Genomic DNA, 12064 nt, shown 5'->3' with positions numbered 1-12064 from the left:
AATAAGCATCTTTGTAACTAAATTACAAAATGCTTGTCAATAACTCATTAAACACAATAACGTCGAATGAGTTTTTCTATGACCGCTTGGGTCGGTTTTACAAAAGAAAGGTCTAAATATTCGTTAGGCTGATGTGCCTGAGCTATATGTCCTGGGCCTAATACTATGGTGTCGCAACCTAATGCTTGAATAAATGGTGCTTCAGTACAGTAATTGGCGCTAGTGGCTTTATTGCCTGTGTAAATTTCTGCATCATTGATCAGGTCTGAGTGAATCGGACACTCGTAAGGAGGTATTGGCTCATGTAAGTGGAATACTTCCACACTATCTGGAAAGCGCTTTTCAATTTCAGATAAAGCTTGTTTCACCGTAATGAATAATTCTGTGGTGGTGACCCCTGGAATAGGGCGCATATCGATATGCAACTCACAACAACCGCAAATACGGTTAGGGCTATCGCCTCCGGTAATCGCTCCAAAGTTAAGTGTTGGGTAAGGGACTTCAAAATGTGGGTTGTGATATTTATCTTTAAAAGTTTGTTGTACTTTTTTAAGCTCTGATAAAACTAAGTGCATGACATCGATTGCATTTAATCCTTTGTCAGGATCTGAGCTATGGCCACTTCTACCGGTAATACGAATGCCTTCAGACATATGTCCCTTATGCATAGTAACAGGCACCATACCCGTTGGCTCGCCAATCACTGCATAATCTGGTTTAAAATGCTTCTGCTCTGAGATTTGCTGGGCGCCAGACATAGTCGTTTCTTCGTCGGCCGTGGCAAGGATACGTAACGGCTTAGTGAATTTTTCACGATCCATGGTTTTTAATGCTTCAATCACAAAAGCAAAGAAACCTTTCATATCAATGGTACCTAAACCGTAAAATCGATTATCTTTTTCGGTGACGGTAAATGGATCTGTTTGCCATTTGCCTTCATCGTAAGGAACGGTATCTGTATGGCCGGCTAATAATAGGCCTCCGTCTCCTTGACCTAAGGTTGCAACCAGATTGAATTTGCCTGGGGCCGCAGCGACTTCAGTTATCTCGATAGTAAAACCAAGGTCACCTAGCCATTCTGCTAATTGGTTAATCACAGCAAGGTTACTTTGATCCCATGAACTATCGCTTGAGCTAATGGAAGGTAATTTTATAAGGCCCTTATAAAGGTCTGTAAATGCAGGTAATGACATACTATTCCTTGAAGTTAATCAGCATTATTGTCCAGCTAAATAATGTCACATAATCTATTTTTAGATGTGTGGCTTAAATTCATTCTATGCTCGATTTATAGCGAAATTAAAGCTCTTTTTATTTAGACTAAAAAATATTTTTTTAACACTTGAAAAAATAATGACTTTATCAGTCACTTTTTTTGAATATTTTTTACAATTTAAATCATAGTTATATTGATAACGTTCCATAAAAAACGGTTGAAACGCATAACTAATTTGTTAATTAGAATTTCTCTTTAACATTTAAATTCTTTATTAATCAGTTGTTTATTGTGGTTTTTCTTGCGCTTTAGCTTGTTTGATTTATGGTTTTTTTGAACGAAGTATAAACAACTTACCATTTATAGTATATTTATTCACGTTTATTGAATAAATAGTCACTTTGATTTAAAATATCGCTTTCGGCAATAGGTAGTGATCATTTTAGCGCCGTTCAAATTTATTTCTCATGTATTAAGTCAGTAATGAAATAGGAATTTTCTTTATGTTAAAAGCAATCGTTGTTGGAGCAAGTGGTTATACTGGTGCTGAATTAGCGCAGTTTTTAACGCGTCACCCAAGTATTGAATTATCTGGCCTCTATGTTTCAGAAGGTAGCTTGGATAAAGGCAAAAAAATCTCTGATTTATATGGCAATTTACGCGGTTGTGTCGATCTACCACTGCAACCATTAGGTGTAAGTGGTATCAAAGCGGCTTGTGAAAATATCGATATTGTTATTTTGGCTACTGCACATGAAGTTAGTCACGATTTAGCACCGCTTTTTTTAGCAGAGAATACTGTTGTATTTGATCTGTCAGGTGCTTTCCGAGTGCAATCAACCGGCTTTTACGAAAAATACTATGGTTTCACACATCAATATCCTGAATTATTAGAAAAAGCAGTTTATGGTTTAGCGGAATGGAATGCAGAACAAGTTAAAAGCACCGACTTGATTGCTGTACCAGGTTGTTATACAACCGCATCGTTAACTGCGCTTAAACCTTTGTTTGAAGCAGGTTTAATTAAACAGGGTACGAAACCAACTATTAATGCAACGAGTGGTGTAAGTGGCGCGGGGCGTAAAGCGAGCGTGGTGAGCAGCTTCTGTGAAGTGAGTTTACAGCCATACGGTGTGTTTACTCATCGTCATAAGCCGGAAATCGATCAACACTTGGGCACGAATGTGGTCTTTACTCCACATCTTGGTAGCTTTAAGCGTGGTATTTTAGCAAGCATCAATGTTGTGTTAAGTGAAGGTGTTACTGTTGAGCAAGTGAATCAAGCATATCAAAATGCTTATGCTGATAAACCGATTGTTCGCTTAATGGAAGGGACATTACCTGCACTTAAAAATGTAGTGGGCACGCCATTCTGTGATTTAGGTTGGGCTGTTGATGGTGAGGATCTAGTGGTATTTAGTGCGATTGATAACTTATTGAAAGGCGCTTCTTCACAAGCGATGCAATGTATCAATCTACGTTTTGGTTTTGATATCACCACTTCAATTTTATAAGGCGGTTAGTGATGACACAGCAACAACAAAAACCGTTACTGATTAAGTTGGGTGGAGCAGTATTAGAAAACAACCAAGCGTTAACTAATCTTTTTTCTGCGCTAACGTCTTATTTAGCGACACAACAACGTCCATTGTTATTAGTACATGGTGGCGGAGTTATCGTTGAAGATGTACTCAATAAAATGAACATCAAAAGTGAAAAGAAGAATGGTTTACGTATCACACCCTTTGATCAAATCCCTTATGTGGCAGGTGCATTAGCGGGTACATCCAATAAACTCTTGATGGCCAAAGCATTACAAGCAGGTTTATCTGCTGTAGGTTTGTCGTTAGCAGATGGTTTTAGCTGTTCAGTGAAGCAGATGGATCCAGACCTAGGCGCAGTAGGTATTTGTAGCCCAAATAATCCAGCACTAATTAATAGCTTATTAGCTGGTGATTTTTTACCTGTTATTTCGTCAATTGCAATTGGTGAAGATGGTCACTTATATAATGTCAATGCAGACCAAGCGGCCATTGCTATTTGTGAGCTGGTGGGTGCAGAATTGGTATTTTTATCGGACGTCGATGGTGTATGGGGGCCGATAAACAAGTGATTCCTGAATTGAACACGCAATTGGCAGATAAATTAATTGCTGAAGATGTTATTCAAGATGGTATGGCAGTCAAAGTGAAAGCAGCATTACAAGCTGCTGATGAGTTAGGTTACGTAATGCTAGCAAGTTGGAAGAACCCAGAAAATTTAGTCTCATTGCTTGCAGGTAAAGCAGTGGGTACAAAAGTAATTAAATAAAGTAGAGATTAATCATGGATAATTTATTAACCGGAATGGAAATGACTCAGCAACAGGCTTTAGACCTGATTGCACTGGGTAAAGACTTAAAAGCAAACCCAAGTAAGTATGCACAATCTCTTGCAGGTAAGAGTGTGGTTACTTTATTTGAAAAACAATCACTACGTACACGTGTTACCTTTGATATTGGTGTGAATAAACTAGGCGGTCACGCTGTTTATTTAGATCAAACTAATGGTGCAATGGGTAGCCGCGAAGACGTTAAAGATTTCGCTGCGAATATCTCACGTTGGGCTGACTGCATTGTTGCTCGTGTCTTTGACCATAATACATTAGTAGAAATGGAAGAGTTTGCATCGGTTCCAGTGATTAATTCACTGTGCGATTTATATCACCCATGTCAAGGTATGGCAGACTTTTTAACTATTGCACAAAATTATGATGATTTAACTCAGGTTAAATTAGCGTATATTGGCGATGGTAATAACGTAACTCATTCTTTATTCATTGCGGGTGCTATTTTAGGTGCAACTGTGACTGCTGTATGTCCGCTTGGTCATAGCCCTGATGCACAAATTATGAAAAAAGCTGAAGAGATTGCTAAGCAAACTGGCGCAACGATTTCTGTTACTAATCATATCGATGATATTAAAGGTTACGATGTTGTTTACGGTGATACTTGGTTATCAATGGGTGATGACACACCATTAGAGCAAATTAAAGCTAAATTTATGCCTTACCAAATCAATCAAGCCTTACTTGATCACACTGGTATTAAGCATGTTTTACATTGCCAACCTGCACATCGTGGTTTAGATATCACTTCAGATGTAATGGACGGACCAGCTTCATTGATTTTTGATCAAGCTGAAAATAGAATGCATATTCAAAACGCAATTATGCTTACCCTAATTAATAAACAGAAATAATTGAGAAAGGAAAACAATTAATGAGCCAGGTTAAAAAAGTAGTTCTCGCTTATTCAGGCGGCTTAGATACATCAGCGATCATTCCATGGTTAAAAGAAACGTATGATGATTGTGAAATTGTTGCGTTTTGTGCTGATGTTGGCCAAGGTGAAGAAGAGTTAGTAGGTTTGCATGAGAAAGCGATCGCTTCAGGTGCATCTGAATGTCATATCGTTGATTTAAAAGAAGAGTTTGTTAAAGACTACATCTACCCAACGATCGCATCTGGCGCAGTTTACGAAGGTACTTATTTACTAGGTACATCAATGGCGCGTCCTATCATTGCTAAAGCACAAGTTGAAGTGGCATTAAAAGTAGGTGCTGATGCAGTTTGTCACGGTTGTACTGGTAAAGGTAATGACCAAATTCGTTTCGAAAGCTGTTTTGCTGCTTTAGCGCCTGAACTGCAAGTGATTGCACCATGGCGTGAGTGGGATATGGTTTCTCGTGAAGACCTATTGGATTACCTTGCGGAGCGTAATATCGAAACAACAGCTTCTGCAACTAAAATCTATAGCCGTGATGCTAACGCATGGCACATCTCTCATGAAGGTGGCGAGCTAGAAGACCCATATAATGAGCCAAGTAAAGGTGTTTGGACATTAACGGTTGATCCTCTTGATGCACCAAATGAACCAGAATATGTAACATTAACGGTTGAAAATGCACGTGTAACAGCTGTTGATGGTGTTGAACTATCTCCATATGACGCACTAATGTTACTAAATGAAAAAGCAGCAGCTCATGGTGTTGGTCGTATCGACATTACAGAAAACCGTACCGTTGGTATGAAGTCTCGTGGTTGTTATGAAACACCAGGAGGTACTGTTATGGTGACTGCACTTCGTGGTATCGATGAATTAGTACACGACAAACCATCACGTCGCTGGCGTGACCAAGTGGGCCAAGAGTTTGCTCACTTAGTATATGACGGTCGTTGGTTCACTCCGTTATGTGGCTCTCTATTAGCGGCTTCTGAGTCTTTAGCAAAAGATGCTAACGGTGAAGTAGTGGTTCGTTTATACAAAGGCCAAGCAGTAGCAGTTAAGAAGAAATCTCCAAACAGCTTATACTCTGAAGAGTTTGCTACATTTGGTGACGACAACGTTTATGACCAAAAACATGCTGAAGGTTTCATTCGTTTATATTCACTGTCTAGCCGTATTCGTAAGCTAAACAGTAACAAATAAACAAAATATGTTATAAAATTCCTGCCTCGATTTCGGGCAGGAATTTCTATTTATAAGCGCTTTAAAAAGAGCCTTTATAAATAGCATTGTAATATTACCAATCCCTTAATTAATGGATTTGGTTCACTACCAAGTCAGAATGGAGTAACAAATGGCACTATGGGGCGGACGTTTCAGTCAAGCGGCAGATACAAAGTTTAAATTATTTAATGATTCATTAAAATTCGATTACCGTCTTGCTGAACAAGATATTATAGGTTCTATTGCCTGGTCTAATGCTTTGTTATCAGTTGATGTATTAACTGTTGAAGAGCAAAAAAGCATCGAAGTTAGCTTAAACGAGTTATTGGAATCAGTTCAGGCTAATCCTGAGCAAGTATTACAATCAGATGCAGAAGACATCCACTCTTGGGTTGAAGGTCAATTAATTAATAAAGTAGGCGACCTAGGTAAAAAATTACACACAGGCCGTAGCCGTAATGACCAAGTTGCTACCGATTTAAAACTTTGGTGTAAAAAAACAGCGAAAGAGTTAATTGCACATTTAGAACAACTTGAAGCAAAACTTATCGAACTAGCACGTATCCACCAAGGTGTTATCTTACCGTGGTTATACTCACCTTCAACGTGCACAACCAGTGACATTTTCTCACTGGTGTTTGGCTTACCTAGAAATGTTAGAGCGTGATCATAGCCGTTTAGAAGGTTGTGTTGAGCGTATGGATACATGTCCATTAGGTAGTGGCGCGTTAGCTGGTACTGCTTACGCAATGGATCGTACTGCATTAGCTCATTCTTTAGGTTTTGAAAGAGCAACGCGTAACAGTTTAGATTCAGTATCAGATCGTGACCATGTTGTTGAACTGATGAGTTGTGCAACATTATCTATGGTACATTTATCACGTATGGCTGAAGATTTAATCTTCTATAACAGTGGTGAATCTGCGTTTATTGAAATGTCTGATCTAGTGACTTCTGGTTCATCATTAATGCCACAAAAGAAAAACCCAGATGCAATGGAATTAATCCGTGGTAAATCAGGGCGTGTATTTGGTTCATTAGCAGGTATGTTAATGACATTAAAAGCATTACCTTTGGCTTACAACAAAGATATGCAAGAAGACAAAGAAGGCTTGTTTGACGCTTTAGATACATGGGGTGACTGTTTAGAAATGGCGTCAATGGCGTTAACAGATCTTAAAGTAAATGAAGAACGTACAAAAGAAGCCGCGCAGGGTGGTTACTCTAATGCCACTGAACTTGCCGATTACCTCGTAGCAAAAGGCATTCCTTTCCGTGAAGCACACCATATAGTAGGCGTTGCCGTGGTTGCTGCCATTGAAAAAGGCGTGCCGTTAGAAGATCTAACTGTTGCTGAATTTAAACAATTCTCTGATGTTATTGAAGAAGACGTTTATCCAACATTAACATTAGAAGCAACATTAGCTGCACGTGTCGCGCAAGGTGGTGTTTCTCCGAAACAAATTGAGTTTGCATTAACTGAAGCTGAAAAACGTTTAGCTGAACGTGATAGTTCAAGTGTTGTGATTAGACCTGCATGTTTATCCGATGTTGAACGTATTGAAACCATGGTTAACTTTTGGGCTGAAAAAGGTGAGAACCTACCAAGAGACAATGCAGACCTAGTTCACTCTGTAGATGAATTTGTGGTAACAGAGCTAGACGGCAAAGTAACAGGTTGTGGCTCAGTACATGTATATGACACAGGTCTAGCTGAAATTCGCTCATTAGGTATTGAACCTGGTTATGAAGGGCGCGGTCAAGGTAGTGCAATCGTTAATCTATTAGTTAAACGTTCTGAAAAACTAGAAATTAAACGACTATTTGCACTAACACGCATGCCTGACTTCTACATGAAGCAAGGCTTTAGCCCAGCAAGTAAAAAAACCATGCCTGAAAAAGTCTTAAAAGATTGTGCAATGTTTGTTAGTGAACACGCGAATGATGAAAAAGCATTAGAGTTAAACTACAAAACAAGCATGTTGTTACAAAAAGAGATGAGTAAAAACTAATACCACTATTTTATATAGGCAATAGTTAGTTTACTTATTAAGAAAATGAAAGAGTGCAGCCATTAATGACTGCACTCTTTTTTTATCTGCGGTTTTCTATCCTTGGTTTAATACCACATCAGGAAAGTGCTGACGTAATATTTTATTTTGGAAGGGGTCGTTAAAGCGGCAATTAATGATAATAATGAAACGTTCAAAAGGTTGATTATTATTAAGTGGTTGTACCGATGAGACACTATGAAAGACCTGATTGTCACGTATATGCATAACTTCACCTGGTGCTAACGTTGTGTGTGCGATTTGATGTTGCCCAGCTTTATCTTGATATAAAGTATTAAAACCGCCGGTGACGTTTTCTCTACTTAATACCAATATACTTAAAAACTGGCTACCATCTTGATGTATGCCTTGTCCCTGTAGTGGATCTAAAGCTTGATCGCCTTTTACCCCATTAATTTGCATTAAAATAGGCTCCTTAGGATTGATCCCCCATAACTCAGCCCAAGCTTTTACAAATTTTTGTACATCTTCACGCTGTAAAAAACTTGGTTCAAGTGCAGGGTAATATCGTAATATATCAGCCATCGTATCTGCATCATTGTATTGCCCTCCCTGCGCCATTGGACAATTATCTAAAGTATTCACTTCCCCAGCTTCATCCAAATATAACCATGACATTCTTTTCCAGCGCGCATCTACATAAGTATCTCTAGGTAAACCTTCAAGATAGGTTTGCCATTCAGGTAAGTTGATGTGATTGGTGATATCGGTTTGGCTCCAATCTCCTTGCGCAATATCTTGTTGGGTTTGATAACCCCAATAAGGAGTGAAAGGGATAGAAGCAGGTTTTAATAAAGGACTAATATATTCTAAATGTGTATTTATCATTTGTTATTTCCATTTTATGTAGGAATAAGCGGAATGCTTATTCTCAATAGCAGCGTGTGATTGAATAAAAAACCAACGCTGCGCGTTTTTATTACATAAAATGGTGATAAAAAGAATAATAGAAAAGATTATCATTTAAAAATTTAACACTTAAAAAATAAAGGTTTATATTATTTTTAACTTTATAAAGGATAGAAGGATGAAGATTAGGAAGAGCTAGGGCTGTATAGAGCTAAATAAAAAGCACTTAATGAGGAGAGATTAAGTGCTTATCTTTAGAGAGTCTGGGTTAATGAATAAAGAGGTAATGGAGAATATAAATAGATCAGTCTTTATAGAGTGTTTTCTTCAATATATTCATTTTTCAAATTAACATAATGATTAGCAGAGCGTTTGAGAAAAGCCATTTCTGCATCGGTAAGCTGTCGAGCTGCTTTTGCGGAGACCCTATATAAAGAAAACCAGATTGTAATACCTTATTAGGTGGCACTAATGTACCAGCACCAATAATCACATCATCTTCAATATTGGCATTATCTAAAATAATTGCCCCCATCCCGACTAAAACACGATCGCCAATAGTACAAGCATGTAACATTGCTTTATGCCCAACAGTCACATCTTCACCAATAGTTAAAGAGTAACCATCTACCGATGCTTCACCTTTTCTAGCGACATGTAAGACAGAACCATCTTGAATATTAGTGCGAGCACCTACCGAAATATTGTTTACATCACCTCTTAATACACACATTGGCCAAATACTGACATCGTCAGCGAGCTTCACATCACCAATAATTGAAGAAAAAGGATCAATATAAACATTATTTCCAATAGTAGGATGAATATTCTTGTAAGGGCGTAATGTAGGGAACATAAAATACCTTTTGAGATAAACAGTAAAACCTCACTATACGACACAAAAGTGTGGATAACAAAAGCAAATTTGTGGATAACTTGTGGTCAAAGTAGGTATAAAAATTAATTGAAAATAATCGTAATAAAACGCTTGCCAATGTGATCTTAATCCCTATAATGCGACCCCACAGACACGGGGTGTAGCGCAAACTACTCAACGAGGATGAGAACAAAACAAACGCAGTAAACGCTTCGAAGTTCGCTTCGAAATAAAGTTGAAAATTAACGTTGACATTGTTCGAAAGGCGCGTAATATACGCCGCCTAGCCGAAAGGCACGCTCTTTAACAATTTAATCAAACAATCTGTGTGAGCACTTATTGTTGATGTAATTTCAAATTAGAAATCCTAACTTAGTTAGGTAACATCAATACTTAGTGACACACGAATTAATTCATTAATTCAGAATAACATTGTACTTCGGTACATAGTTTTAGTCAGTAATATTGAGTCGCAACTTAGGTTGCAAATTAAACTTTAAATTGAAGAGTTTGATCATGGCTCAGATTGAACGCTGGCGGCAGGCTTAACACATGCAAGTCGAACGGTAACAGAAAGTAGCTTGCTACTTTGCTGACGAGTGGCGGACGGGTGAGTAATGCTTGGGAATATGCCTTATGGTGGGGGACAACAGTTGGAAACGACTGCTAATACCGCATAATATCTCCGGATCAAAGTGGGGGACCTTCGGGCCTCACGCCATAAGAGTAGCCCAAGTGGGATTAGCTAGTTGGTAAGGTAATGGCTTACCAAGGCGACGATCCCTAGTTGGTCTTAGAGGATGACCAGCCACACTGGAACTGAGACACGGTCCAGACTCCTACGGGAGGCAGCAGTGGGGAATATTGCACAATGGGCGCAAGCCTGATGCAGCCATGCCGCGTGTGTGAAGAAGGCTTTCGGGTTGTAAAGCACTTTCAGCGAGGAGGAAAGGTTGTACTTTAATAGAGTGCAGCTGTGACGTTACTCGCAGAAGAAGCACCGGCTAACTCCGTGCCAGCAGCCGCGGTAATACGGAGGGTGCGAGCGTTAATCGGAATTACTGGGCGTAAAGCGCGCGTAGGCGGTTAATTAAGTCAGATGTGAAATCCCAGGGCTCAACCTTGGAACTGCATTTGAAACTGGTTAACTAGAGTTTTGTAGAGGGTGGTAGAATTTCAGGTGTAGCGGTGAAATGCGTAGAGATCTGAAGGAATACCAGTGGCGAAGGCGGCCACCTGGACAAAGACTGACGCTGAGGCGCGAAGGCGTGGGGAGCAAACGGGATTAGATACCCTGGTAGTCCACGCAGTAAACGATGTCTATTAGAATTTTGTAGCTATATGCTGTGGGATTCAAAGCTAACGCATTAAATAGACCGCCTGGGGAGTACGGCCGCAAGGTTAAAACTCAAATGAATTGACGGGGCCCGCACAAGCGGTGGAGCATGTGGTTTAATTCGATGCAACGCGAAGAACCTTACCATCCCTTGACATCCAGAGAATCTGTTAGAGATAGTAGAGTGCCTTCGGGAACTCTGAGACAGGTGCTGCATGGCTGTCGTCAGCTCGTGTTGTGAAATGTTGGGTTAAGTCCCGCAACGAGCGCAACCCTTATCCTTATTTGCCAGCGGGTTATGCCAGGAACTCTAGGGACACTGCCGGTGATAAACCGGAGGAAGGTGGGGACGACGTCAAGTCATCATGGCCCTTACGGGATGGGCTACACACGTGCTACAATGGCAAATACAAAGGGCAGCTAACCAGCGATGGTATGCGAATCTCCTAAAGTTTGTCGTAGTCCGGATCGGAGTCTGCAACTCGACTCCGTGAAGTTGGAATCGCTAGTAATCGTGGATCAGAATGCCACGGTGAATACGTTCCTGGCCTTGTACACACCGCCCGTCACACCATGGGAGTGGGCTGCACCAGAAGTCATTAGCTTAACCTTCGGGATGGCGATGACCACGGTGTGGTTCATGACTGGGGTGAAGTCGTAACAAGGTAGCCCTAGGGGAACCTGGGGCTGGATCACCTCCTTACGTAAAGAAACACACAACAAGCTTTTTATAAGCCTTTATTCCTACTTGTAGGAATGATGTGAGTGCCCACACAGATTGTTTGATTAGAATGATAAAGCGCAAAGTAGTTTCCGGTCCCCATCGTCTAGAGGCCTAGGACACCGCCCTTTCACGGCGGTAACAGGGGTTCAAATCCCCTTGGGGATACCAACTACTACTTTCAAAGATACTTAATAACTATTTTTACATAGAATAATTATTAAGTGTTTTTAACACTGCTCTTTAACAATTAGGAAAGCTGATAAATGTTCTTATTTGTCGCACAAAAACAATGAGTTACTTGTAACTTGATTGGTGTGATAAATAAAACGAAATGTTTAATTCATTAACGTGAATTAAACGAGTTCTCAATATTAAAACTTCGGTTTTAGTATTGTAATCAAGCAAATAGTTCATTTTTACGAAGTAAATGTGAACACAAATGCACATTACATGCAAATGTAATGAGTACGTATCTACACACTCTTAGAGTGTTAGGTGCAC

7 protein-coding genes, 1 tRNA gene, 1 rRNA gene and 2 pseudogenes are annotated in these 12064 nt (G+C 39.7%); 8 read left to right on the top strand and 3 right to left on the bottom strand.

Annotation, left to right across the window (positions count from 1 at the left end; all coding sequences use genetic code 11):
• Window positions 1-47: 47 nt before the first annotated feature.
• Window positions 48-1193 carry an acetylornithine deacetylase gene (gene argE, locus ACLKL2_RS10475; RefSeq protein ID WP_413691568.1) on the bottom strand — a complete coding sequence of 382 codons (1146 nt, stop codon included), beginning with the start codon at window positions 1191-1193 and terminating at the stop codon, window positions 48-50.
• A gap of 526 nt (window positions 1194-1719) precedes the next feature.
• On the opposite strand from argE, the gene argC reads away from it, so the two are divergent.
• The 6 genes and pseudogenes from argC (at window position 1720) to argH (ending at window position 7717) form a co-directional block, all read left to right on the top strand.
• Window positions 1720-2730 (top strand): N-acetyl-gamma-glutamyl-phosphate reductase, encoded by a 1011-nt coding sequence (gene argC / locus ACLKL2_RS10470; protein ID WP_413691567.1) that lies wholly within the window; start codon window positions 1720-1722, stop codon window positions 2728-2730.
• An 11-nt stretch (window positions 2731-2741) separates the two neighbouring features.
• Window positions 2742-3329: an acetylglutamate kinase gene (gene argB / locus ACLKL2_RS10465; protein ID WP_413691565.1), complete on the top strand. Its 588-nt coding sequence runs from the start codon at window positions 2742-2744 to the stop codon at window positions 3327-3329.
• Window positions 3308-3526 carry a hypothetical protein gene (locus tag ACLKL2_RS10460; RefSeq protein WP_413691564.1) on the top strand — a complete coding sequence of 73 codons (219 nt, stop codon included), beginning with the start codon at window positions 3308-3310 and terminating at the stop codon, window positions 3524-3526. Before argB ends, ACLKL2_RS10460 begins: the two co-directional genes overlap by 22 nt.
• Window positions 3527-3540: 14 nt before the next feature.
• Window positions 3541-4455, top strand: coding sequence for an ornithine carbamoyltransferase (locus ACLKL2_RS10455; RefSeq protein WP_413691563.1), 915 nt, complete (start codon window positions 3541-3543; stop codon window positions 4453-4455).
• 20 nt (window positions 4456-4475) lie between these two features.
• Window positions 4476-5684: an argininosuccinate synthase gene (locus tag ACLKL2_RS10450; RefSeq protein ID WP_113819311.1), complete on the top strand. Its 1209-nt coding sequence runs from the start codon at window positions 4476-4478 to the stop codon at window positions 5682-5684.
• A 151-nt stretch (window positions 5685-5835) separates the two neighbouring features.
• Window positions 5836-7717: pseudogene (argH, locus tag ACLKL2_RS10445) on the top strand (argininosuccinate lyase).
• Between the two features lie 96 nt (window positions 7718-7813).
• On the opposite strand, the gene ACLKL2_RS10440 reads toward argH, so the two are convergent.
• Together ACLKL2_RS10440 and ACLKL2_RS10435 are read right to left on the bottom strand one after the other, a co-directional pair.
• Window positions 7814-8605, bottom strand: coding sequence for a 2OG-Fe dioxygenase family protein (locus ACLKL2_RS10440; RefSeq protein ID WP_413691562.1), 792 nt, complete (start codon window positions 8603-8605; stop codon window positions 7814-7816).
• Window positions 8606-8937: 332 nt separating this feature from the next.
• Window positions 8938-9482: pseudogene (locus ACLKL2_RS10435) on the bottom strand (gamma carbonic anhydrase family protein).
• 519 nt (window positions 9483-10001) lie between these two features.
• Between ACLKL2_RS10435 and ACLKL2_RS10430 the strand changes: the two are divergent.
• Together ACLKL2_RS10430 and ACLKL2_RS10425 are read left to right on the top strand one after the other, a co-directional pair.
• Window positions 10002-11542: ribosomal RNA gene (locus tag ACLKL2_RS10430) — 16S ribosomal RNA — on the top strand.
• Window positions 11543-11655: 113 nt separating this feature from the next.
• Window positions 11656-11731 (top strand) — tRNA-Glu (locus ACLKL2_RS10425).
• Window positions 11732-12064: the final 333 nt, after the last annotated feature.

The sequence above is a fragment of the Psychromonas sp. KJ10-2 genome (genome assembly GCF_047323255.1).
Classification (GTDB): domain Bacteria; phylum Pseudomonadota; class Gammaproteobacteria; order Enterobacterales; family Psychromonadaceae; genus Psychromonas.
This window is presented reverse-complemented; position numbering and strand designations above follow the sequence as displayed.

Coding starts and splice junctions, on each gene's coding strand:
- argE (WP_413691568.1), bottom strand. CDS start 1,193: ATGTCATTACCTGCATTTACAGACCTTTATAAGGGCCTTATAAAATTA.
- argC (WP_413691567.1), top strand. CDS start 1,720: ATGTTAAAAGCAATCGTTGTTGGAGCAAGTGGTTATACTGGTGCTGAA.
- argB (WP_413691565.1), top strand. CDS start 2,742: ATGACACAGCAACAACAAAAACCGTTACTGATTAAGTTGGGTGGAGCA.
- ACLKL2_RS10460 (WP_413691564.1), top strand. CDS start 3,308: ATGGGGGCCGATAAACAAGTGATTCCTGAATTGAACACGCAATTGGCA.
- ACLKL2_RS10455 (WP_413691563.1), top strand. CDS start 3,541: ATGGATAATTTATTAACCGGAATGGAAATGACTCAGCAACAGGCTTTA.
- ACLKL2_RS10450 (WP_113819311.1), top strand. CDS start 4,476: ATGAGCCAGGTTAAAAAAGTAGTTCTCGCTTATTCAGGCGGCTTAGAT.
- ACLKL2_RS10440 (WP_413691562.1), bottom strand. CDS start 8,605: ATGATAAATACACATTTAGAATATATTAGTCCTTTATTAAAACCTGCT.